The organism is Citrobacter farmeri, assembly GCF_019048065.1.
Classification (GTDB): Bacteria; Pseudomonadota; Gammaproteobacteria; order Enterobacterales; family Enterobacteriaceae; genus Citrobacter_A; species Citrobacter_A farmeri.
In genome coordinates this window covers 1,243,029-1,267,370 of sequence record NZ_CP077291.1, presented here as the reverse complement: position 1 = coordinate 1,267,370, position 24,342 = coordinate 1,243,029, and the positions used below count along the sequence as shown (strand labels likewise).

At 55.7% G+C, this 24,342-nt stretch carries 21 protein-coding genes; 6 read left to right on the top strand and 15 right to left on the bottom strand.

Annotated elements, in window-relative coordinates; all coding sequences use genetic code 11:
* Positions 1-33: 33 nt before the first annotated feature.
* Complete coding sequence (gene pbpC / locus I6L53_RS05870; protein ID WP_042317601.1) at positions 34-2,346, bottom strand: peptidoglycan glycosyltransferase PbpC; 2,313 nt, start codon at positions 2,344-2,346, stop codon at positions 34-36.
* Positions 2,347-7,290: an alpha-2-macroglobulin family protein gene (locus I6L53_RS05865; protein WP_042317600.1), complete on the bottom strand. Its 4,944-nt coding sequence runs from the start codon at positions 7,288-7,290 to the stop codon at positions 2,347-2,349.
* Between the two features lie 207 nt (positions 7,291-7,497).
* Here I6L53_RS05865 and sseA point away from each other — a divergent pair, with 207 nt between their 5' ends.
* A complete protein-coding gene (gene sseA, locus I6L53_RS05860; RefSeq protein ID WP_042317599.1) occupies positions 7,498-8,349 on the top strand; it encodes a 3-mercaptopyruvate sulfurtransferase in 852 nt (283 codons plus the stop codon).
* A gap of 180 nt (positions 8,350-8,529) precedes the next feature.
* The gene (timP, locus tag I6L53_RS23765; protein ID WP_369449842.1) at positions 8,530-8,658 is read left to right on the top strand and encodes a small toxic inner membrane protein TimP; all 129 of its coding nucleotides are present in this window, start codon (positions 8,530-8,532) and stop codon (positions 8,656-8,658) included.
* A gap of 37 nt (positions 8,659-8,695) precedes the next feature.
* Here timP and sseB read toward each other — a convergent pair whose 3' ends face one another.
* From sseB to trmJ, 11 genes are all read right to left on the bottom strand, one after another.
* Positions 8,696-9,472, bottom strand: a complete 777-nt coding sequence (gene sseB / locus I6L53_RS05855; protein ID WP_042317598.1) for an enhanced serine sensitivity protein SseB — start codon at positions 9,470-9,472, stop codon at positions 8,696-8,698.
* Positions 9,473-9,581: 109 nt separating this feature from the next.
* Entirely contained in the window at positions 9,582-10,865 is a 1,284-nt protein-coding gene (pepB, locus tag I6L53_RS05850; protein ID WP_042317597.1) for an aminopeptidase PepB, read from the bottom strand.
* A gap of 177 nt (positions 10,866-11,042) precedes the next feature.
* The gene (iscX, locus tag I6L53_RS05845) at positions 11,043-11,243 is read right to left on the bottom strand and encodes a Fe-S cluster assembly protein IscX (RefSeq protein ID WP_042317596.1); all 201 of its coding nucleotides are present in this window, start codon (positions 11,241-11,243) and stop codon (positions 11,043-11,045) included.
* Positions 11,244-11,254: 11 nt separating this feature from the next.
* Positions 11,255-11,590 carry an ISC system 2Fe-2S type ferredoxin gene (fdx, locus tag I6L53_RS05840; RefSeq protein WP_042317595.1) on the bottom strand — a complete coding sequence of 112 codons (336 nt, stop codon included), beginning with the start codon at positions 11,588-11,590 and terminating at the stop codon, positions 11,255-11,257.
* A gap of 1 nt (position 11,591) precedes the next feature.
* Positions 11,592-13,442, bottom strand: coding sequence for a Fe-S protein assembly chaperone HscA (gene hscA, locus I6L53_RS05835; RefSeq protein ID WP_042317594.1), 1,851 nt, complete (start codon positions 13,440-13,442; stop codon positions 11,592-11,594).
* Between the two features lie 15 nt (positions 13,443-13,457).
* Positions 13,458-13,973: a co-chaperone HscB gene (gene hscB / locus I6L53_RS05830; RefSeq protein ID WP_042317593.1), complete on the bottom strand. Its 516-nt coding sequence runs from the start codon at positions 13,971-13,973 to the stop codon at positions 13,458-13,460.
* A 76-nt stretch (positions 13,974-14,049) separates the two neighbouring features.
* On the bottom strand, positions 14,050-14,373 hold the full coding sequence (gene iscA / locus I6L53_RS05825; RefSeq protein ID WP_003037681.1) for an iron-sulfur cluster assembly protein IscA: 324 nt from the start codon (positions 14,371-14,373) through the stop codon (positions 14,050-14,052).
* A gap of 19 nt (positions 14,374-14,392) precedes the next feature.
* Positions 14,393-14,779: a Fe-S cluster assembly scaffold IscU gene (gene iscU, locus I6L53_RS05820; RefSeq protein ID WP_002913991.1), complete on the bottom strand. Its 387-nt coding sequence runs from the start codon at positions 14,777-14,779 to the stop codon at positions 14,393-14,395.
* Positions 14,780-14,804: 25 nt separating this feature from the next.
* A complete protein-coding gene (iscS, locus tag I6L53_RS05815) occupies positions 14,805-16,019 on the bottom strand; it encodes a cysteine desulfurase (protein WP_042317592.1) in 1,215 nt (404 codons plus the stop codon).
* A gap of 241 nt (positions 16,020-16,260) precedes the next feature.
* Positions 16,261-16,752, bottom strand: a complete 492-nt coding sequence (gene iscR / locus I6L53_RS05810; protein WP_042317591.1) for a Fe-S cluster assembly transcriptional regulator IscR — start codon at positions 16,750-16,752, stop codon at positions 16,261-16,263.
* Positions 16,753-16,993: 241 nt separating this feature from the next.
* A complete protein-coding gene (trmJ, locus tag I6L53_RS05805; RefSeq protein ID WP_042317590.1) occupies positions 16,994-17,725 on the bottom strand; it encodes a tRNA (cytosine(32)/uridine(32)-2'-O)-methyltransferase TrmJ in 732 nt (243 codons plus the stop codon).
* Between the two features lie 118 nt (positions 17,726-17,843).
* Between trmJ and suhB the strand changes: the two genes are divergently transcribed.
* Complete coding sequence (suhB, locus tag I6L53_RS05800; protein WP_042317589.1) at positions 17,844-18,647, top strand: inositol-1-monophosphatase; 804 nt, start codon at positions 17,844-17,846, stop codon at positions 18,645-18,647.
* Positions 18,648-18,735: 88 nt separating this feature from the next.
* Here the strand turns inward: suhB and I6L53_RS05795 are convergent, their stop codons facing one another.
* Both I6L53_RS05795 and I6L53_RS05790 read right to left on the bottom strand, forming a co-directional pair.
* A complete protein-coding gene (locus I6L53_RS05795) occupies positions 18,736-19,716 on the bottom strand; it encodes a nickel/cobalt transporter (protein ID WP_042317588.1) in 981 nt (326 codons plus the stop codon).
* The gene (locus I6L53_RS05790; RefSeq protein WP_042317587.1) at positions 19,707-20,336 is read right to left on the bottom strand and encodes a DUF1007 family protein; all 630 of its coding nucleotides are present in this window, start codon (positions 20,334-20,336) and stop codon (positions 19,707-19,709) included. Before I6L53_RS05790 ends, I6L53_RS05795 begins: the two co-directional genes overlap by 10 nt.
* Positions 20,337-20,763: 427 nt before the next feature.
* Between I6L53_RS05790 and I6L53_RS05785 the strand changes: the two genes are divergently transcribed.
* The 3 genes from I6L53_RS05785 (at position 20,764) to I6L53_RS05775 (ending at position 24,341) form a co-directional block, all read left to right on the top strand.
* Positions 20,764-21,747 carry an autoinducer 2 ABC transporter substrate-binding protein gene (locus tag I6L53_RS05785; protein WP_042317586.1) on the top strand — a complete coding sequence of 328 codons (984 nt, stop codon included), beginning with the start codon at positions 20,764-20,766 and terminating at the stop codon, positions 21,745-21,747.
* A gap of 103 nt (positions 21,748-21,850) precedes the next feature.
* Positions 21,851-23,359: a sugar ABC transporter ATP-binding protein gene (locus tag I6L53_RS05780; protein ID WP_042317585.1), complete on the top strand. Its 1,509-nt coding sequence runs from the start codon at positions 21,851-21,853 to the stop codon at positions 23,357-23,359.
* Positions 23,352-24,341: an ABC transporter permease gene (locus tag I6L53_RS05775; protein ID WP_042317584.1), complete on the top strand. Its 990-nt coding sequence runs from the start codon at positions 23,352-23,354 to the stop codon at positions 24,339-24,341. The genes I6L53_RS05780 and I6L53_RS05775 overlap by 8 nt, the downstream gene beginning before the upstream one ends.
* Position 24,342 lies beyond the last annotated feature (1 nt).

Genomic DNA, 24,342 nt, shown 5'->3' with positions numbered 1-24,342 from the left:
ATGAGTATTAGCAACAAAGCATGTCAATCTGGTCTACTGCAGAGTAAACCTCACCGTCGCCACCAGCCCGCTCTCATCCATCACCAGTAGCTGATAGTCACCTCTTTCGCTGAGACGCAACGTGATACTACGTCCCCGTTCTTTTAGTGGTTCCCCATTGAGGAACCACCAGCGCTCGCCTGCTCCCCCGCTGCTCTGAATCGTTAAGCTCGCCTCAGCAACCCCCGGTAAACGTTTGACGATTGCGCCATCACGCACGCCTGACAGCAGCAGCGGCAACGCAGGATCCTGCCCATGCGGCGGGCATTCCGCTGAGGCCAACGGCAAGCGCGCACTGCGACGTTCTGCGGCGGGCAGCCACGGCTCCAGCGGCAACGGCCAGACAATCAGTCTCTGTTCCTGCGCCTGTGGACAATCGGCGGCGACGCGTCGACCGTCCTTATCCAGCCAGATCGGAAAGCGAATACCGTTCATCCCTTCCTGTTCTGGCAACAATAGCGTAGGCGGTTGTGCGTCCTCCAGTAACCAGGTGGCCAGACGACGCCGGCAATTACTGTCACCAGGGGAAAGAGATTGCCCGCCAGGCCAGCACACGATACCACGCGTAACTGACTGCGGACGCGGATCTTCCGGCAGCGAGGCACTACGGGCCAAAAGTAGGTTGTTCACCTGAGTGAGCAGCGGGATCGCGCTGGCATAACCGAACTGTCCGGCAACGGGCGTGCCGTCAGGCCTGCCCGTCCAGATACCGATGACATAGCGGGCATTGAGGCCAATCGCCCACGCATCACGATAGCCGTAGCTGGTACCGGTTTTCCATGCCAGCGGCGCTATTCGGGGAAGCGCGCTATCCGGCAGCGGTTGCGCTTCGTCGGCTAAAATCCGTCGGATGATCCATGCCGCGCCCGGCGACATCAGCGTGCGTTCGACAAGCGGATCGCCCGGTTGCAGACGCAGTACTCCCGCTTTGCCGTGGCGGGCAAAAGCGCTGTATCCGGCGACCATATTCTCAAGCCGCGCACCCGCGCCACCCAGAATAAGCGAGAGATTGGGTGCCGCGCCTGCGGGCAGGAACAGCGGCAGTCCGCTATTGCGTAATTGCGCAGCAAAGCGCTTCGGGCCATAGGCTTCCAGCACCTGTACCGCAGGCAAATTCAGCGAACGCACCAGTGCTTCGCTCATACTGACAGGGCCATGAAAACCGCTGTCAAAATTACCCGGGCGATAATCCCCGCTGCGGCGCGGCACATCCTGCAATAAAGACGCCGGGTGGATTAATCCGTCATCCAGCGCCAGTCCATAGACAAAAGGTTTCAATACTGAGCCTGGCGATCGAATCGCCTTGACCATATCCACATGGCCGAAACGCGTATCATCGTTCAGATCGACCGATCCGACCCAGCCGCGCACGCTCATGTCGGTATGATCGACGACGATCATCGCCAACGAACTGCGCGCAGGCAGTCTGCCCTTCCAGTTTTGCGCCAGTTCTTCCAGTTGTCGTTGCAGCCCGGCATCCAGGGTAGTGACAATTTTGTCGCCGGGATTTTTGCCCAGCATCATCCGCGAGAACAGCGGTGCCAGTTGCGGCATCTGGCGGGGCGTCAGCCACACAGGCTCTTCACGCGATTCCTCAACCTGGTGCCGGGACCAGATCCCCTGTGTCGCCATCCGCTCGAGCACTTTGTTGCGCGCGGCTTCTGCCCGATCCGGCCAGCGATCGGGACGCAGTCGACTCGGTGCCTGCGGTAATACCGCCAGTAAAGCGGCTTCAGAGTAGCTGAGTTGCGCCGGAGGTTTACCGAGATAAGCCCAACTGGCCGCGCCAATCCCCTGCAACGTGCCGCCAAACGGTGCACGGTTGAGGTACAGCGTCAGGATGTCGCGTTTTGAGAGATGCCATTCCAGTTGCATGGCACGCCAGAGCTGGCGAAATTTACCACCGAACGTGCGGGGATGCGGATCCAGCAGTCGCGCCACCTGCATGGTCAACGTACTGCCGCCAGAAATCACTCGCCCTGAGGAGAGATCCTGCCAGGCCGCGCGAAGTATGGAGAGTGGGTTTATGCCCGGATGTTGCCAGAACCAGCGGTCTTCATAGTTGATGAGCGCCTCAAGATAGCGCGGGGAGACCTCTTCCGGCGTCACGGGATAGCGCCAGATACCGTCCGCGTCGGCAAACCGCCACAGCGGCGTCCCGTCATGCGCCACGACCACCCGCGCAGGATTAACCTCACGCAAAGGCAACGGCCAGATTTTGTCTGCCGCCCAGACGACGCAGACGAGTAAAACAGACGCGGCAACCAGCCAAAGCCAGCCGCCGCGTTTACCGGTTACTCGCCCCATTTACGGCTTAACAATCAGTATTCCCTCTGCCGCACCGGTCGCCCGCCATTGCGGAACATACATCGATTCCACCATTGGCATCGGCACCTGATAGGTTCCCGGCGTCACCGCACGCGCCAGATAGACCAGCGTCACTGGTTGCCCCTGATTCACCGCCACAGCAGCAACAAAGCGATCATCCCGAAACTCCATGTGCTGAATATCCGCCTGCTGCATCTGATTAAGCAGATTTTGTACCTCGCTACCGCTGTCCTGCAAACTGGCGCTACCGTTAGCCAGATTCTGGTTTTCCAGTTCCAGTCCGGCAGGCAGCAAATCCACCACCAGCGCATCCGGTACGTCCTGAGAGGCTTTCACTTCCAGCCAGACCAGTACCAGTTCACCGCTGCGCAGTGATTCCAGCGATTTGCTCTGTCCGTCACTGCCCAGAATATGACGCTCAATCTGCAGCACATTGCTGGCAGGTGCTGGCGTCGTTTGCGGATAGCCACTCACGTCCAGACGCAACCACATCGGCAGAGAACCGTTATTCGTTACCTGCAGCGCGGAGAGCTGATCGGCATCCAGATTACGGGTTTGTGCTTTCTCGCCCGTCAGCGGTTGCTCAGCGAGCGAGGTTTGCGCCTGCCAGGTACCAGGTAAATCCTGTAGCGAACGGGCTGCCAGGAACAGCGCGTTATTCTCCTGTGTGGACAGCCAGCGCTGCCCAAACGCCTGTTCAGAGAGTGTGTTCAGCAGCGTGTTCTGGACATCCGGCTTCAGATTATTCTCTTCCAGCAGCGCCAGCATCAGGGCGTTATCACGAAGCGGACTGCCGTAATCGGCCAGCCATTGACGTTCATCACGACGCGGGGTGGTCAGCGCCAGCGTTACTGCTTCATCACTCCGTTTCGCGTCACCCATGGTTTTCAATGCTATGCCAAGCTGCAGCAGCGGCAAGCCGGAAGCGGCCTGACTGCGACGTTCCCACATCTCGCGCAGTGCGCCAAGTGGCGCTTTCTGCTGACGCGCCAGCACCAGTGCAGCATAGGCCTGTACGGCAAATTTACTCGCCTGTGTATCGCTCGCGTAGCGAATCGACATCATCCCCGGATCCTGTAGATAACGCAGCAGACGCGCGTTACCCTGATTAATCCCCTCCGCCGGAACGCTATAACCCTGCTCCCCCGCCCGGACCAGGAAATCCATCGCGTAAGCAGTCAGCCAGTACTCTTCCGGACCATTTTTATCCCACAGCGCAAATCCGCCGTTGTCACGTTGCATTTGCAGTAGACGGGAAATCCCGGTTTCGATTGCCGCACGACGTTTCTCGTCGGTATCTCCTGTAATGCCCAGCGCTTTAAGCTGCGCGGCATTGGTATAGAGCGACGGGAACAGACCGCTGGTCGTTTGTTCCAGGCAGCCGTAAGGATACGCCTTCAGCTCACGGATATAGCGTGCCAGATTCAACGGCGGTTTACCGCTGAACAGCAGTTGACCCTCCAGGGTAACGGGAGAGAAATTCGCTACCCCCTCCGCGGGAGGTGTCCAGCTTTCACCCGGTTGTAACATCACGCCGTTATTGACCGTTTGCGCCGGAAATGCCGGGCGTACGCCAATCTTCCACTGCTTCTGCTGCGGTCCGATGCTTTCTCCGGGCACGTTCAGTCCGCTTATCGTTGCCTGCAGCTCGCCATCGCCAAAACCCTCTTTTGCACGAACAGGAACAAACAATGTCGTGCGCACGCCCGGCGCCAGATTGACCTGCGCAGGCTGGTCGCTGACCCGTTCGATCAGTCCGCTGGCGGTCAGCGCCACGTTCAGTGATTGTGGTCGATCGGTCAGGTTGGTCACGTCCAGTACCAGTCGCGAGGTATCGCCACCGGCCATAAAGCGCGGCATATTCAGCTCGGCGATGACCGGGGCCGCGACAATGGTCTTGCTTTCGTTACTGCCAAAGTCATCCGCCGTCCACGCCTGCGCCATCACGCGCAGTTCGCCGTTGAAATCGCCAATCGGTAGCGTCACGCTGCCTTCACCCTGTTCATTCAGCATGACCGGTTGCGCCTGCTGCGCCACGATAGTCACATGATTGACCGGTGGTTTGCCACCGCGTTTCAGTTCGTCGCCATCGCCACCAAAACGCAGCGCGGCCTGCCGCCCCTGGCCCTCAATCACCTGACCATAGATGTCATAAATATCCGCACCGTAACGTTTTTGTCCGAAGAACGCCTGCCACGGATCCGGCGTGACGTAATCAGTAATGTTCAACACGCCGCTGTCCACAGCTGATACCAGCACATTAACCTGTTTTGGCGTCTCGCCATTTTTACTGCTGGCCTTGATCTTCACGGTCAACGGCTGATTAGGACGCATTTTAGCCGGGCTTTCCAGCGCCAGATCCAGGCGACGGTTTTCGTCTCCCAGCGGCAAATGCAGCAGTCCCACGGCACGTTTCGGCGTTGCAGAGCGGGATTTATCTCCCGGACGCACCACCAGCGTGCTCAGATACAAATCATGGCGATTCCAGGATTTATCGACCGGAATAGAGAGATCCAGGCCCTCCGCCGGAACATCAATTTCCTGCCACCACAGCGGACCTTCACTGGATTCCACCATCGCATAGCCTTTCCCCGCCGCCGGCGCTGCAATATGCAACTTCATGGTGTCGCCCGGACGATACGCCGGTTTGTCCAGCTTCAGCGTAACGCGATCTGGCCGCGCCGCGCCGCTGCCATCGCTATTATCCTGCCAGCTGTAGCCCGCCCAGAAACGGATGCTGCTGACCGCATCGTTTGGCGCTTTGACTTCCAGTCGATAGGCACCCCATTCCACCGGGAATGTGACTTTGCCGGTTTCATCCGCTTTCAGATCCAGCGTCTGTTCGCCTTCCACCAAATCTTTTTGATCAAAACGCGATTGCCAGCCTTCGCTTTCCAGCCAGTCCCAGTAGTAATCGCGACGTTCACGAATCAAACGCACCTGTAACCCGGAGACCGCTTTCTTCTCGCCATGGGCATCAACATAGACAATGTCAAAGGCGGCATTGCTGTCTTCATCGACAATCGGCTGATTCACCGTGGTATCAGTGCGGTAGTCATATACCGCTTTCACCGCAAATTGCGGACGGATACCCGGTAACGTATCTGCAGGCCAGATTGCCTGCTCAGCGCGACGCGTAACGGGACGGCCACCGGATTCCAGCAGGCTGGCCTGCAAAATCACCTTCAACGGCGAGTGGGTCTCACGCCATTCGCTGCTGGTACTGATATCACCACGCCCGCTTTCATCCAGCGTCAGTTGGACTTCATCGAGACTGCGCGACAGGTTTTCCTCAGCGATATTGCCAAACTGGAAGCCAGGCAATGTCGGTACCGCATCACGCAGCGGGCGCAGGTACAATTGCCCCTGCAACGCATTGCCGTTCGCCGGAGCACCGTAAAGGTAGTAGCCAACCACCGAGAAATTCACCTTGTCAGACGGCGACAACGGTGTTTTTTGACCGGTGATATTCAGCGCCATCCGCTCCGGCATGAAATCTTCAACGTGGAAATCCCACATCCGGGTCTGGTTATCACCCGTGTTGGCGCGAACGTGCCACATTCCGGTCGGTGCACCGCTGTCCAGTGGATATGTGAAGCGATACAACCCGTTATCCGGTTGACTGACCACGATACGAATCACCTGACCGTCCGGCTTAACCACTTCCAGCTTCACGGGCTGATCGGGCAACGTCTTGCCATCGCTATCGCGCAGCAGACCATTGAGGATCACTGTCTCGCCAGGTCGATAAAGATCGCGCGGGCCAAACATAAAAAACTGCTTGCTGTAACCGGGTTCCCCGGCGATATCGAACTCCGCTAAATCCAGCGCCGGGAGTTTTAGATCCAACAGCGTGGTTTGCCCCTCTTTACGCGCCAGCAACAGCGCGGCTTTCATATTATTTTCAAGCTGGACATGGCCTTTCGTATCACTGCTCGCCTTCGAGAGGGTCTGCCCTTTCTCATCCAGCAAAGCGACCTCCACTCCCTGCTGCGCGGTACCATTCTCGAGGCTTTGCGTAAACACATCGAGCCGATTCTGGTAACGGTGTGCCGACACGCCAATATCGCTAAGCGTGAATAGCGTTGCGGCGTTGCTGTACTCGTACTGCCCGGCTTTGGTCATCACCGCAACATAGACACCGGCCTGCTGTAGCGGCTTAATTTCGCTCAGTGGCAGAAGGAGCTTTTCGCGGGTGTTACGCGCTGGATTAAGATCGAAACGACCGGTATAGACCAGATCCGCCATTTTCAGCAGATTGTCAGATTCCCAGTTGGACAGTGAATTTCGGTACTCCCACTGGCTGACAAAGGCCGCCAGCGATTCCGGCTTCACGCGGAAAAAGTTAACGTCTACATTGTTCACGTTGAGCGCCATCACCGGCAAACCTTCTACCACTTTTCCCGGCAGTAGCGAACCGCGGCTGGCAAAGCCCACGCTGGGCTGGATATCACGCGTGGTCAGGCTTTTCTCATAGTTGATTTCGAAAATCGCCTTGTTCAGCGCCCTGAGATCGCGCTCAATAGTCACCAGCAGGTCGCGATTGGGTTCCAGGTGGCGCAGACGCAACTCTTTCAGATTCGGCGACAGTTCCCATGCGCCATCAACTTTGCCGCTTTTTTTATCCACCACGTGGACGATACGGGCAAAATCCTGTTCAGGATCGAGCGGAATGGAGAAGGTCAACACCAGTGTGGATGCGCCGTCCAGTTGCACCTCAGAGGCATCCAGCAGGGTCAGCGCTTTACCTTCGCTCTGTTGGGCCAGTTTCTGCAACTGTGCGGTGTCTCTGTCCGCTTTCTTTTCCGCAGCGGGTTGCGCGGCGGGGGCGTCGTTTTTCGCCACCGTCGGTGCTTTATCGTTGTTGTCGCACCCTGCCAGCGCCAGCATTAACATACAGGCGACTACACCAATGTGTTTCATTTATCATCCCTGGCCAGCGAGGCCTGTTAGCAACGTAGAATCGTTATTATGCGTGAGATTTTACTTTGTGTAAGTCTCTATCCCCCCCATCCAGTCTGAATTTAATGCAGAAGTGTGGGATCGCCAGACAAATCAGCCTCTTTTACTTGTCCCTTGCTGGCAAAGGACTGACAATTTACCGGACACCTGATAAACATGGAGAGACCCATGACTACCGCCTTTTTTGTCGCCGCCGACTGGCTTGCCGAGCATATTGACGATCCGCAAATTCAAATTATCGACGCCCGTATGGCGCCGCCAGGACAGGAAGACCGCGACGTTGCGCAAGAGTATCGATCGGGGCATATCCCGGGCGCGGTGTTTTTTGATATCGAAGCGCTCTCCGACCACACTTCACCTCTGCCACATATGATGCCGCGCCCGGAAAGCTTCGCCGTTGCGATGCGTGAACTGGGAGTCGATCAGGACAAACATCTGATTGTCTATGACGAGGGAAATCTGTTCTCCGCCCCGCGCGCGTGGTGGATGCTGCGGACCTTTGGCGTGGAGAATGTCTCTATTCTGGGAGGCGGTCTGGCCGGCTGGCAACGCGATGATTTGCCGCTACAGGAAGGCAACGTCGAACTGCCGGAAGGCGATTTTGATGCGGCGTTTACTCCTGAGGCCGTCGTACGCGTCACCGACGTTTTGCTCGCCAGTCATGAAAAAAGCGCACAGATTGTCGATGCCCGCCCGGCAGCACGGTTTAATGCCGAAGCCGACGAGCCGCGTCCGGGTCTCAGACGGGGTCATGTGCCTGGTGCCTTAAACGTGCCGTGGACAGAACTGGTTCAGGACGGCGAACTGAAAACAACCGACGAACTGGATGCCATCTTCTTTCGCCACGGGGTCAGTTTTGACAGACCGATCATCGCCAGCTGTGGTTCCGGCGTGACAGCCGCGGTTGTCGTACTGGCGCTGGCGACGCTGGGGGTGCCAGACGTCGCGCTGTATGACGGCGCGTGGAGCGAATGGGGAGCCCGTGCGGATTTACCGGTTGAACCGGCGGAAACTAAATAAATTCTGATTGATGAGTCTGTCTCGCCCACAAAAAAACCGCTCTAACGTTTGAGCGGTTTTTTTGTGCTGGTCCGGTTCGCGGCCTTTCCAGCGGGCTGTGTTGCCACAGCAATGTAAGTGCCCCCAGCACTTGCTGTCACGGCATTATCGCCAGTGGTACTTTCGTGAAGCGGTCTTCGCATGGACCGCACAATGAAGATACGGTACGTCTGTATCGTGCTTCTTGTTTCTGGCGTGTTGTGCCTTCACGCAGACCAGAGTTACTTCGGTAATTCAGTTTTCGTAAAGACCAACGACCAGGGCAGGTAAGCGAGGATGCCGCCTTTCGGGGCGGCTTTCCTTACACTTAAATTATCCGATTCTGTTTAAAATCGCGCAGGAACCCACCCCAACGGCGTTCGTAGAACGGTGCAATATGTTCGGTGATAAAGTGGCTGATCCCCTTCTCCCCTTTTACCACCTGGCAGATATCGATCGGTTCATCGCCCGGCAACGTGTCCGTTGCCACGCTGCCTGCAGCATGAATAATTTCTTCAATATCGCCATCGGCTTCAATACCAATCAGCAGATTGGCCTCAGCGTCCGCGCGCTCTTTAATCGAGCAGAGAAATGCGCGCTTCACCGGTTTGATGGTCTTAAACAGCGTAGTGAGCGAGTCGATCATCTGCGCAGGCGGTTCGGCCACTTCGGAGAGGATCAGAGATTCGCCGCCTTCCAGCACTTCCTGCGTGCTCAGCGGATTGCCCTCTTCCCCCATTAGCAGGCTGATTTCGCGCGGCATGAACTCTTTGCCCGTTGGCAGTTTAGCGTTGAGGAACAGCGTTTCGCCGAGCGTCATTTCAAACAGCGTGCGTACCGGCATCACCACAAACGCCTGCTCATCTTCTACTGCCTGCTGCAACGCTTCCAGAGAGGTGAAAAAGGGAATAACGGTGGTGCCATCTTCTTTTTCCCAGTGCTGCAGGTCGAGCGCGCTGTCTTCGACAATCGCCTCGCCCTCTGCCGCAGCGCCTGGCACCCAAACGGTGGATTCCAGCAGGGTGCGGAAAAATGCCGGACGATGCGCGGGTTCCGTCGCGGCTTGTTCCAGTAAGGTTTCTAATTCGTTTTTGGTTTCAGACATAGGGATCACAAATGATATCTCTGGATTGTAGGCCTGATAAGACGCACAGCGTCGCCATCAGGCAAAATGCCGGGTGGCGCTTCGCTTACCCGGCCTACAAAAACACCTTTCAGGCAGTCAACAAATTGGCGATTGTACGCACGCCCAGACCGGTCGCACCGGCAGACCACTGTTCAACCGGCGCTTTACGATAGGTTGCAGAGCAGTCGATATGCAGCCAGCCCTGCTGGTAGTTTTCCACAAAATGCGACAGGAATCCTGCGGCCGTACTCGCTCCAGCCGGATACGCCGCACTGCCGGTATTGTTCAGTTCGGCAAAATTAGACGGCAACTGGTTACGGTGGAATTCTGCCAGCGGCAGACGCCAGAACGCCTCGTTCTCTTCGGCAGCACTTGCCAGTAAGCGGTTCGCCAGTTGGTCATCAAAGCTGAACAGGGCATGGTAGTCGTTACCCAGTGCCGTTTTCGCCGCCCCGGTCAGGGTAGCAGCATCGATGATCAGTTCCGGTTTCTGCGCGCTGGCGTCGATCAAACCGTCCGCCAGTACCAGGCGCCCTTCGGCATCGGTATTCATCACTTCCACATTTTTACCGTTGCGATAGTGGATGATATCGCCCAGCTTGAAGGCATTACCGCTGATCAGGTTATCCGCACAGCAGAGGAACAGCTTCACGCGTTTGTTCAGACCGCGCGTAATAGCAAACGCCAGCGCGCCGGTTACCGTTGCGGCACCGCCCATATCGGACTTCATGGAGTCCATAAAGGCGCTCTGCTTGATGCTGTAGCCGCCGGAATCAAACGTGATCCCTTTTCCGACCAGGCAGGCATAAACCGGAGCATCTTTATCCCCTGTCGGGTTGTAATCGAGTGCCAACAGAACCGGCTGACGTTCAGAACCGCGACCGACGGTATGCAGCCCCATGTAGTTCTGCTCGCGCAGATCTTCACCTTTGGTAATACGATAAGAGACGTTATCGCACGCCACGCTGCATAGCAGATCGACGGCGCGCTGCGCCAGTTGCTCTGGCCCCAGCTCTTCCGCCGGTGCGTTAATGGTATCACGCACCCAGTCAATGATGGTCAGACGGTTATCCAGTTCCTGGCGTTGCGCGTCGTCCAGGTCCGGCCATTCCACTTTACGGCTGCCTTTCGGCCCTTTGTAGCCCTGCCAGAAGGACCAGCAGCGGTCGGTATCCCAGCCATCGCCTGCCAGCTGTACATGCTTGATGCCGAGGCCGTCGATCTTCCGCGCTGCGCGCTGAATCAAACCGAGGTCGTCTTTACCGTTAAGATGCAGGGCAATACCGTCGTTATTAATGCTGTATGTGGCTTTTTCACCCCAACGCGCATCGGCGGGCTGCGTAGTGAGCGTGATTTTCATGGCTTCTGTCATTGTTATTTTTCCTTATTAGCAAACGGGCCGCCCGAAGGCAGCCCGTAATATTCTTCATCCTTTGAGTTGCCTCTGCGTTGGCTTCGTCCACTCACATCAGCCACATAATTATCTATGTTCCTGGCGATTCGTGTCCTTGCCACCTTGACGCAACTCAAATGATTTTGAATACGCGACTTATTCAGCTTCATCTAACCAGACTAGCAGAATCGCCTCCAGAATTTTTTCATTGGATGCGTCAGGATTGTCGTCAAAATCGTCCAGGTCACAGATCCATTGGTGCAGGTCGGTGAAACGAACGGTCTTTGGATCGAGATCGGGGAAGGCGTCGTACAGCGCTTCGCCGATTTCGCGGCTATCGGTCCACTTCAGTCCCATACTCCCCTCTGTTAATGCTCACGAGCATGATTGATTGTGTAACGTGGGATTTCGACCACTAAATCATCCCCGGTTACGCGTGCCTGGCAGCTTAAACGGCTTTCCGGCTCCAGTCCCCAGGCTTTATCCAGCATGTCGTCTTCTTCTTCCGTGCTTTCCGGCAGGGAATCAAACCCTTCACGCACGATGCAGTGGCAGGTCGTACAGGCGCAGGATTTTTCACAGGCGTGTTCAATCTCGATACCGTTGCGCAGTGCAACATCAAGAATGGTTTCACCGGTCTCCGCTTCCAGAACTGCGCCATCCGGACAGAGATCCTGATGAGGCAGAATAACAATCTTTGGCATATTAAACCTCGTCCACGGAATGGCCTTTCAGCGCGCGACGGACCGACTGGTCCATGCGCCGGGCGGCGAATTCCTGGGTTTGTTTGTCTACGTTTTTAATGGCTTGTTCGATAGCGTCAACATCATCGCCCAGCGCCGCCTCGCTCAGGCGCGCGGCGGCGTCGTCGATCAATTGACGTTCTGCGGCGCTTAACAGCGCGGCATCAGCGGTCAGCGCGCCGGTTAAACTCTCCAGCACGCGCGCCGCTTCGACTTTCTGCTCTGCCAGCATGCGGGCTTTTACGTCCTGTTCGGCAAAGCTCATCGAATCCTGAATCATTGAGGCAATTTCGCTGTCGGTCAGACCGTAGGACGGTTTCACCTGAATAGAGGCCTCAACGCCTGTGGATTTTTCCATCGCGGTGACGCTCAGCAACCCGTCAGCATCCACCTGGAAAGTGACGCGAATGTGCGCACCACCTGCCGGCAGCGCCGGAATACCGCGCAGCGCAAAGCGCGCCAGCGAACGGCAATCCTGCACCAGTTCACGTTCGCCCTGCATCACGTGGATAGACATCGCGGTTTGACCGTCTTTGAAGGTGGTAAAGTCCTGCGCGCGCGCAACCGGAATGGTGGTGTTACGTGGGATCACTTTCTCCACCAGACCGCCCATTGTTTCCAGTCCCAGCGACAGCGGGATCACGTCGAGCAGCAGCATTTCACTGTCCGGCTTGTTGCCGACCAGGATATCAGCCTGGATCGCCGCGCCAATCGCCACCACTTTATCCGGGTCGATGGACGTCAGCGGTGGACGACCAAAAAATTCGCCCACACGTTCACGCACCAGCGGTACGCGCGTGGAACCGCCAACCATCACCACTTCCAGTACTTCCTGTGCCTCTACGCCAGCATCTTTCAGGGCACGACGACAGGCCAACAGCGTACGCTTAACCAGCGCGGAAATGAGTTCATTAAACTGCTCGCGAGTAATCTCACCCTGCCAGCCCGCCACGTTAACCGTTACGGACTCTGCATCGCTGAGCGCGATTTTCGCCGCAATGGCGGCATCCAGCAATTCGCGCTGAACACGATTATCGCTGCGATCGGCAATCCCCGCCTGTTCGCGGATGTAATCCGCCAGCAGGTGATCGAAGTCATCGCCGCCGAGCGCGGAGTCGCCGCCGGTGGCCAGCACTTCGAACACGCCGCGACTCAGGCGCAGAATAGAAATATCAAATGTTCCGCCGCCGAGGTCATACACCGCAATGACGCCCTCTTTGCCGGAATCGAGGCCGTAGGCAATCGCCGCTGCAGTCGGTTCATTGAGCAGGCGCAAGACATGCAGACCCGCCAGACGCGCGGCATCTTTAGTCCCCTGACGCTGGGCATCATCAAAGTACGCCGGTACGGTAATGACCACGCCATCCAGATCGCCGGAGAGCGACTCAGAGGCCCGCGCCGCCAGCGCTTTCAGGATATCGGCAGAAACACGAACCGGATTCAGCAAGCCCGCCGCCGTTTCAATCATCGGCAGGCCATTAACGCTTTCCTGAAAACGGTACGGCAGATGGGGGTAACGGGTCTGAATATCCGCCAGCGAACGCCCCATCATGCGTTTCACTGAGCTGATAGTATTGGCGGTATCCAGCGCGGCATTAGCGCGTGCCTCATAGCCTACCGTGTGGCCCTGCTGCTGATAGTGAACGACGGACGGCAGCAGATGACGACCGTCGTGATCGGCCAGCGTTTCCGCCTGACCGCTACGTACGGTTGCGACCAGAGAGTTGGTGGTCCCGAGATCGATACCCACAGCCAGACGACGCTGGTGCGGCGCTGCGCTCAGACCAGGCTCACTAATTTGTAATAAGGCCATAATTGCTTCCGAATATTAAAAATCGAGCAGTTTTTCTTCGAGTTGTTCTGCACTGCTTCGCAGTTTATCGAGAAAACGCAGTTTACGCACGGTATCGGCCGCAACGTCCCACGTCTCGCTATCCAGTTGTTCCACCATCAGTTGATGGCGGCTATCAAACATCTTTTTCACGCGCTGAATAAAACGTTCCAGCCGCGCCTCGTCTTTCGCCTGTTCGATCTCATCGAGTTCTTCGCGCAACTCCAGTTGTTCCATCAGGAATGCGGTATCGCGCACCGTGTGCTGCTCGTTGCTGAGATCAAAACCGTGTAACGAAAGCAGATATTCTGCGCGCATCAGAGGATGGCGCAGCGTTTGCCAGGCCTGGTTGATGGTGGCGGATTGCGAAACGGCAGCAAGCTGTTCCGCCTGGGTACCGCTGGCAAATTTATCAGGGTGATACTGACGTTGCAGATCCTGAAAACGAAGGCTCAGCGCCTGAATATCGAGCGGATAACGGGCCGGTAAGCCAAAGAGGGTGAAGTAGTCCATAACATTCTCAGGGGTAGCCTGTTAGAACAAACCCCACACGTAGCAAGGCCACGGCGGGGTTTTCGGATGACGCGCGTTACACGTGGAAGCTTTCGCCGCAACCACACTCGTCTTTCACATTCGGGTTAGTGAATTTAAACCCTTCGTTCAGACCTTCTTTTACGAAGTCTAACTGCGTTCCGTCCAGAAATTGCAGGCTTTTTCCATCGACCACGACCTTAACGCCTTTGTCTTCAAACACGGTGTCTTCTGCCGCCGGTTCATCAACAAATTCCAGTACATACGCCATACCTGAGCAGCCGGAGGTTCTCACGCCCAGACGCAGGCCAAACCCTTTACCACGGTTCGCCAGGAAGGTATTTACTCGCGCTGCTGCACTGTCGCTAAGTGTAATCGACATAATAAAACCTCAACTCTTCTTATTTTGCTTCACGTTTGCTTTTGTAGTCCGCAATAGCGGCTTTGATCGCGTCTTCTGCCAGAATAGAACAGTGAATTTTCACTGGCGGCAGCTCAAGCTCATCAGCGATATCGGTGTTTTTGATCGCCTGTGCTTCGTCCAGCGATTTCCCTTTCACCCATTCGGTGACCAGGGAACTGGATGCGATGGCGGAACCACAGCCGTAAGTCTTGAAACGCGCGTCTTCAATGATACCTTCATTGTTGACTTTAATCTGCAACTTCATCACGTCGCCACAGGCTGGTGCACCCACCATGCCGCTGCCCACGTTCTCGTCGCTGTTGTCAAAAGAGCCCACGTTACGTGGATTCTCGTAATGATCGATTACTTTTTCGCTGTAAGCCATGATGAATTCTCCTTATCGGTACCGATTAATGATGTGACCATTCGATGCTGTTCAGATCCACGCCCTGCTTATGCATTTCCCACAGCGGAGAAAGGTCACGCAGACGGCCGATAGATTTACGAACCAGTTCGATGGTGTAATCAATCTCTTCTTCGGTAGTAAAACGACCTAAAGAGAAACGAATAGAGCTATGTGCCAGCTCGTCAGTCATTCCCAGCGCACGCAGCACATAGGATGGCTCGAGGCTCGCAGAGGTACAGGCGGAACCCGAAGAGACCGCGAGGTCTTTCAGCGCCATGATCAGCGACTCGCCTTCAACGTAGTTAAAGCTCACGTTGAGGATGTTAGGCGCGCCCTGCTCAAGGTCACCGTTCAGGTAGACTTCTTCCATATCTTTCACGCCGTTCCACAGACGGTTACGCAGACCGCGCAGACGCGCCATCTCAGTTTCCATCTCTTCTTTCGCGATGCGATAGGCTTCACCCATACCGACGATCTGGTGGACTGGCAGCGTACCAGAACGCATACCGCGTTCGTGACCGCCACCGTGCATCTGTGCTTCGATGCGAATACGCGGTTTACGACGAACGTACAGCGCGCCGATCCCTTTCGGACCATAAATTTTGTGACCGGAGAAAGACATCAGGTCAACTTTCAGCTGGCTCAGATCGATAGGCAATTTGCCCACGCTCTGGGTGGCGTCAACGTGATAGATGATGCCACGCGCACGGCACATTTCGCCGATAGTCGCAATATCCTGTACCACGCCGATTTCGTTGTTCACGTGCATAATGGAAACCAGGATGGTGTCGTCACGCATCGCCGCTTCCAGTGTTTTGAGATCGATAATCCCGTTGCTCTGCGGCGCGAGGTAGGTCACTTCAAACCCTTCGCGCTCCAGTTGACGGCAGGTATCCAGCACGGCTTTGTGTTCGGTTTTGCTGGTGATGATGTGCTTGCCTTTTTTCTGATAAAAGTTGGCTGCACCTTTGATCGCCAGGTTGTCGGATTCAGTCGCACCAGAAGTAAAGACGATTTCGCGCGGATCGGCACCCACGAGGTCGGCAATCTGATTACGGGCGATATCTACCGCCTCTTCAGCCTGCCAGCCGAAACGGTGTGAACGGGAGGCCGGGTTACCAAAGGTTCCGTCCAGGGTCAGGAACTGCATCATTTTCTCGGCAACACGCGGGTCCACCGGCGTGGTTGCGGAGTAATCGAGATAAATCGGTAATTTCATTGCTCTATAAACTCCGTACATCGCTTCAATGCAAGGAGTCAGGCAACCGGCTGGATGTACGACCGTGTTAACGGAGCGTAATCGCTCCGGCCTGACTCTGAAATACTTTTACGCTTCATCCTTCAGACTGCCTCTGGGTTGGCTGCCTTCACTTACCTCAGTCACTTATTGATGTAAGCGCCTGAGGATTCGCTCAGTTGCCGCCTTGATTCAGCCAGCATGATATTGCGTACTTTTTTAATTAAGCGCGTAACTTAACGTCAATTGCGTCTTGTGCGCGATTTGTGCGTGGAGCGTCGTGGCTGTGCTGACGACCAGACACGTCCAGGACTTCCTGATTATTCACCAGTTCGCCTAACGTAATGTTGTTGAGGAAACCAGTCAGACGGTCGCTCAGATCGCGCCACAGCGCGTGGGTCAGACATTTATCGCCGCCCTGACAACCACCTTTACCCTGACAACGGGTCGCATCAACCGACTCGTCAACAGCGCTAATCACTTCACCGACTGCAATACTGCCGGCATCTTTACCCAGCAGATAACCACCGCCTGGCCCACGTACGCTGGAAACCAGACCATTTTTACGCAAACGGGAGAACAGCTGTTCCAGATAAGAAAGGGAAATTCCCTGACGTTCAGAAATATCAGCCAACGGTACCGGGCCCGCTTCGGAGTTGAGCGCAACGTCCAACATTGCGGTCACGGCATAACGCCCTTTAGATGTCAGTCTCATGTCTTACTTAGCCTCAAACTCGCCCCTGCCCGGGGTTTTTTATTGTAAAATGGGGATATTGCATAGCAGGGCCAAGTCTGACATTCCCGACTAAATCAGTCAACTATTTACTTGACTGTTTTAGTCAGGTATTTGACGTTCCGTGCGGTATTCGTTTGCCGGATGGCGCTTCGCTTATCCGGCCTACAGGCCGCACGATTCGTAGGCCGGATAAGCGAAGCGCCATCCGGCATTAGCACCGTTACTTGCTTTTATTCTGCTGTTCGACAGATGCCAGAATCCCACGCAGGATATTCAGCTCCTGGCTCTCCGGACGCGCACGCGTAAACAGACGGCGCAACTTATTCATCACTTGTCCCGGATGGCCTTCGCGAATAAACCCGGTCGACAGTAGCGTTTGTTCCAGATGACCATAAAAACGCTCTAAATCATCCACCAACGGATATTCAGCCTCTTCATATTCGGCGGTCTTATCACTCTCCTGCGTTGCCAGCCAGGCCATGCGCACTTCATACGCGATGACCTGTACCGCCATCGCCAGGTTCAGCGAGCTGTACTCCGGGTTTGCCGCAATCGCGACATGGTAGTGGCATTTTTGCAGTTCGTCATTGGTCAGCCCAACGCGTTCACGACCAAACACCAGCGCCACAGGGGTATTCGCCGCTTCCGCGACGCTTTTTAAACCACATTCGCGCGGGTCAAGCATCGGCCACGGCAGCGTACGCGAGCGTGCGCTGGTTCCTACCACCAGACTGCATCCGGCCAGCGCTTCATCGAGGGTGTCGACGATCTGCGCGTTGCCGATCACATCGCTGGCCCCTGCCGCCAGGGCGATGGCCTGGGAGTCTGGTTTTACCAGCGGATTAACCAGCCACAGATTGGTTAATCCCATTGTTTTCATTGCGCGGGCAACAGAGCCCATATTGCCGGTGTGTGACGTTTCCACCAGCACGATTCGAATATTTTGCAGCATTGTCTTTCTTCAGCTAAAGATTATTCGGCCATATTATCATAAATCGAAGACATATTCCGATCTCGCTGCTATACTCTGCGCCGTTTTCCCGTTCTTTAACATCCAGTGAGAGAGACCGATGCATCCGATGCTGACCATCGCCGTGCGCGCAGCGCGCAAGGCGGGTAATGTAATTGCCAAACACTACGAAACGCCTGACTCAGTAGAAACCAGCCAGAAAGGCAGCAATGATTTTGTGACCAACGTCGATAAAGCCGCCGAAGCGATTATTATCGAAACGATCCGCAAATCTTACCCGCAGCACACCATCATCACCGAAGAAAGCGGTGAACATGAGGGTACCGATCAGGATGTTCAATGGGTTATCGATCCACTGGATGGCACCACCAACTTCGTAAAACGCCTGCCGCACTTCGCGGTTTCTATCGCCGTACGCATTAAAGGCCGTACTGAAGTCGCTGTGGTTTACGATCCGATGCGTAATGAACTGTTCACCGCCACCCGCGGCCAGGGCGCCCAGCTGAATGGCTATCGTCTGCGCGGCAGCAATGCGCGTGATCTGGACGGCACCATTATCGCCACCGGCTTCCCGTTCAAAGCCAAACAGCACGCCACCGCTTACATGAATATGCTCGGCAAAATGTTTACCGAGTGCGCTGACTTCCGCCGCACCGGTTCCGCCGCGCTGGATCTGGCATATGTTGCCGCTGCGCGCGTTGACGGTTATTTCGAAATTGGTCTGCGTCCGTGGGATTTCGCCGCAGGTGAGCTGATCGCCCGCGAAGCAGGCGCACTGGTTTGCGACTTTACCGGCGGTCATAACTACATGACGACCGGCAACATCGTTGCGGGTAATCCGCGCGTGGTAAAAGCGATGCTGGCGAACATGCGTGATGAACTGAGCGACGCGCTGAAGCGTTAATCTTAGTGATGCCCGGAGGCGCTATCGCTTACCGAGCCTGGACGTCATCGCCCAGGCCAGATAAAGCATAGCCGCCATCCGGCACTTTTCAAAACGGTCTTATCCCTCGCCCAACTGGCACCGCACTCACCCACATTACCCCTGCTGCCACCAGCAATATCACACCACCGGCTAACGCCAGCGTCGACCAGCCAACCTGTCGCCATAATACCGGCGCCTGGTTACCGCTCAGTCTGACCGCCAGCGAGCGAAAACTGTGCACCAGTAGCGCCAGAGAGGTAATGGTCAACGACGTGCCCGCCGCCATCGCCAGCGCTGAAGCTATCCCCCAGTAAAATACGCCGATGACTTTGCTGAACAGCAGCACCATGATAGCCCCGGAACAGGGACGCATCCCCATCGACAGGATAATCATCAGCCGCGCGCGCCAGTCATCGCCATGGTGAAGTTGTTCCGGATTCGGTAAGTGCTGATGTCCACAACCACAGTGTTCATGATGCACGTGATATGCCGTAAAAGCGGTAAATGTGGGTTTGCGCAGCAGCGCGCGCAGTTTTTTCAGCGCCCGCCAGCAGAGTAACATGCCCAGAACCCCCACCAGCGCATAACTTCCCTTCTCCAGCCAGAAACCGCTCAAATGTAGCTGTCTCGCCGGAAGTTGCAGAATGCTGAGCACCACCACAACCAGCCCGATGGCCACCAGCCCCTGCAATAACGAGGACGCCAGCGTCAGGCCAATGCTCGACTTCAGCTTTGAAGGATGGGTTGCCAGCCAGGTGGTGATCACCACCTTTCCGTGCCCCGGCCCCAGCGCATGCAGCACACCATACAGAAAGCTAAACAACAGCAACGATCCGCCCGCCTGTGCTGGGCTGGCAGCAACAGCCTTCAGCAGCGCGCTCATCTGCTGATTCACCTCTCGCTGCCAGATGATACTTTTGACCATCACCTGCGGCCAGGTTTGCCACAGCCCGACGCCACCGATCGCCGCCATCAGCAAAAACAGCGCCAACGGCCACAGCGATATCCAGCGCCGGGCGCGAATACGGTTTGGCGAGATTACTGACATGTGACTGTCACCGTTTGTGCAAATTGTTTACCCAACTCCATATCCTCTGGCGGCGCATCCTCTTTATCCAGCGACTGCGCGAAGCTAAGGGACTCTTCGCTCGGCGTTGGCGTGTGCACAGCGATCTCGCAGCGCTTACGCATCGTCGGTGATAGCGTCGCATCGCGGTCTTCTTCATAGCTCATGTCGACATAATAAGAGGGATCAAAGGTCGAGAAGGTGTAACGCTGCCCGCTCAACGGCTGCGGCTCGGCAAGCGGCAGAATAAAGGTGAGCACCGCCTGGTGTTCATCACGCGTCATGCCATATTCCATCGGCCTGTTTTTAAATTTGACGCGCTGTCCGTTGTGCCACATTTCGCTGAAGTAGTGCTGCCCCAGAACATTCGCCATGACTTCAGCCGCCAGTTTTTTCCAGATTTCGGAACCCGGCTTCGCATCGCCCGCATCATAGAGCAGGTCGGCAGAGGTCAGCTCATCCATCGTCCAGCGCATCTTCAGCGCTACGATCGTCTCGTTGTCGCTAACCACTTCCGTTTTCAGACGGATAAAGCTGTGAGGATGTGCGCTCACCGTAAACGTCAAAAATGCGAGTAACACCAACAAAACGCCGCGTATCATAAATGACTTCGACTCCCCCATAAATCAGGATGGCCACGAAAGCCACGATCGCCGTGGCAGGATTGCCCGTGAGGATAACATTGAAATGAAGAAAATTGAGCGCTGATTTCTGGACTCGATTCAGTTCTCAGATTTGCGATTTTGTCGTTAAGTACCGCGTTCACATTCCGGTAATTTTCGCTGCACCATTCCTGAATTGATAATTAATTGTTAAATAAAATAAGATTATTACGTTATTTATTAACATACAGCTCGACGAAAAATGTATTAAACCCCTTTAATTTAACTATATTTTAACCATGCATTATCCATGAATTAACAATAATGGGCATTTATCACATTTACGAAACTTGCTATTCATTACCTCTTCCCTTCGTTGATAACCTCCTGTTCGTGACATGCCCCGGTCCCTACAAAAGGTACAACTATGAAATTCAAACTCGCATTACTCAGTGCAACCCTGGTTTCTGCATGCATGTTGTCCGGTACGTCCTTTGCGGCAGAAAAATATGAAATCGCTGTGGTTGCTAAAGTCACCGGTATTCCATGGTTCAATCGCATGGAAACCGGCGTGAATGAAGCAGCGAAGAAACTGGATGTGAATGCTTATCAGACCGGCCCTTCCACGCCGGATCCGGCTCAGCAGGTGAAGGTCATTGAAGATCTCATTGCCAAGAACGTTAACGCGATCATTGTGGTACCTAATGACGCAAAAGTGCTTGAGCCCGTGCTGAAAAAAGCGCGCGATAAGGGCATTGTCGTTCTGACTCATGAATCGCCGGATCAGCAAATCGGCCAGTGGGATATCGAAACGATCGACAGCGAGAAGTACGCGCAGGCTAACGTCGATGAACTGGCGAAGGATATGGGCGGCAAAGGCGGTTATGCGATTTATGTCGGCTCATTGACCGTGCCGTTACACAACGCCTGGGCCGATTACGCCATCAAGTACCAGAAAGAGAAATACCCGGAGATGTTTGAAGTGACCACCCGTCTGCCGGTGGCCGAGAGTATCGACAAATCCTACTCCACCACGCTGGATCTGATGAAGACCTACCCGCAGATGAAGGGCATCATTGGCTTCGGTTCGCTGGGTCCGATTGGTGCGGGTCAGGCGGTACAGAAAAAACGCGCGAAAGATAAAATTGCCGTGGTGGGAATTGCCATGCCAGCACAGGCTGCACCTTATCTGATGCGTGGCGACATCAAGAAAGCGATGCTGTGGGATCCGAAAGATGCGGGCTACGCGCTGGTGACCGTGGCGGATCAGTTGCTGCAAGGCAAAGAAGTGACGCCAGATCTGACCATTGAAGGATTAGGGAAAGCCGATGTCGACATGGAGAAGAAAGTGATCCGCTTTAACAAGATCCTCGAAGTCACCAAAGACAACGCGCAATCACTCGGTTTCTAAGGCTCCAGCCACCACCAGGGAAACCTAACGCCGATCGTCTGATCGGCGCTATCAACAGGCTTAACACTCTGCGCCCGTGAGGGCGCTCGCAGGGGTATTGTCCATGACAGACACCACCGCATTTATCACTCTTGAGAATATCAGCAAGCAATTCCCGGGCGTGCTGGCGCTGGATAATGTGAATCTGACGCTGAAAAAAGGCGAAGTTCACTGTCTGGCAGGACAGAACGGTTGCGGCAAAAGCACCATTATTAAAGTGATCTCCGGGGTTTATCAGCCGGAAAAAGGGGCGCAGATCCTGCTGGACGGCAAGCTGTTCCACCATCTGTCGCCGCAGCTCTCTTCGCATTACGGCATCCAGGTTATCTATCAGGATTTATCCCTCTTCCCTAACTTCAGCGTAGCGGAGAATATTGCCGTCAACCGCTATCTGCCCGGCGGCGATATCTGGGTCCGGCGCGGTTCGATGAAGCAACAGGCGCTGGCGGCGATGAAGCGGATTGGCGTCAGCATCGATCCCGATAAAAAAGTGGAAAAACTCTCCATTGCCGACCGCCAGTTGGTGGCGATTTGCCGCGCCATTGCTGCCGATGCGCGCCTGGTCATCATGGACGAGCCTACCGCGTCTCTGACGCGCCAGGAGGTCAACGGCCTGCTGCGCGTGGTCAACGAACTGAAAGCCGACGGGATTTGCGTGGTGTTCGTTAGCCACCGTCTCGATGAGGTGATGGAAGTGGCGGACCGCATCAGCGTCATGCGCGACGGTAAACTGGTGGGGACGTATCCCGCCAGCGAACTCGACAGCCATGAGCTGGCATTCCTGATGACCGGTCAACGCTTCCACTACAGTCCGCTACCCGAAAAGCCGTCGGTTGAGCAAGAGCCGATGCTGGAGCTGCGCAACCTGAGCCGCAAAGGAAAATATCAGGACATCAACCTGTCACTGCGCAGCGGTGAGATCGTGTCGATTGTCGGTCTGCTCGGCGCGGGCCGCACCGAACTCTGCCTGAGCCTGTTTGGCATGACGCACCCGGAAAGCGGGGAAATCCGCATTAACGGCAAACCGGTTCAGCTTCGCAATAACCATGACGCCATCAAGCATGGGATCGGCTATGTCTCTGAAGATCGCCTGACCCAGGGACTTATCATGGAACAGTCGATCTACGACAACACCATAGTCACGGTCTTCGACAAACTGCATACCCGCAGCGGCCTGCTCGATCATGGCAAAGCAAAAACGCTGGTTGCCGATCTGATCCGTGAACTGAACATCAAGGTGGCCGACCCACAGTTGCCGGTCAAAACGCTCTCCGGTGGCAACGCCCAGCGCATCGCCATCGCCAAGTGGGTGGCGACCCAGCCGCATATCCTGATCCTGGACTCCCCGACGGTGGGAGTCGATATCGCCAACAAAGAGGGGATTTATCAGATAGCCCGCAACCTGGCGGAGCAAGGAATGGCGGTGCTGATGATTTGCGATGAGATCCCGGAAGCCTATTACAACAGCCATCGCGTGCTGGTCATGCGACGCGGGAAGCTGGTCGCCGAGTTTAATCCGCATCGTTGTCGCGAAGAGGACATTGCAGAGGTGGTCGAGGTCATCCATGAATAACGTTCGTCTCTCCCGTTTAGTCGGGCACCATGAATTTTGGCTGGGGCTACTGGTGATTGCGCTTGCTGTTGGACTGAGCGTCAGTACCGACGAGTTTCTGTCACTCGGCAACCTGACCGACGTCGCCACCAGCTATGCCATTCTCGGTATTCTCGCCTGCGGGCTGTTCGTCGTGCTGATCTCCGGAGGGATCGATATTTCGTTCCCGGCGATGACGGCGATAGCACAATACGCGATGGCAAGCTGGGTGATCGCATACGGCGGAAACTTTCTGCTGGCGCTGAGCATCGCTGTCGTCGTCGGACTGCTGCTCGGGCTGATTAACGGCTTTCTGGTTTACTGGCTACGCGTACCTGCGATCATCATCACCATCGCGACGCTGAACGTCTATTACGGTCTGCTGGTTTACGCCACCAAAGGCACCTGGCTGTATGGCTTCCCGGACTGGTTTATGAACGGCATCAACTGGTTCTCCTTCACGGCGGCAGATGGCTATGACTATGGCCTCACGCTACCGCTACTGTGCCTGGCAGCCGCGATCGTTTTCACCGCCATCCTGATGAACTACACCCGTCTCGGGCGTCAGATTTACGCGATGGGCGGCAACCGCGACGCCGCATCGCGCCTTGGACTGAACCTGTTGAAGCTGCATTTCTATGTCTATGGTTTTATGGGCATTCTCGCAGGCGTAGCCGCTGTCGTACAGGCCCAGATCACGCAGTCCGTGGCGCCGAACTCGCTGCTCGGTTTTGAACTGACGGTACTGGCAGCGGTTGTGCTGGGCGGTACCAGTATGAGCGGCGGGCGCGGCACATTGACCGGTACGCTGCTGGGGGTCATTCTGCTGGCCTTTTTACAAAACGGTCTGACGCTGCTCAGCGTCTCCTCGTACTGGCACACCGTTTTCAGCGGCGTCATTATTCTGGTCAGCATCAGCGCCACGGCGTGGAACGAAAAACGCAAACTGGCAAGGGAGCTTTGAG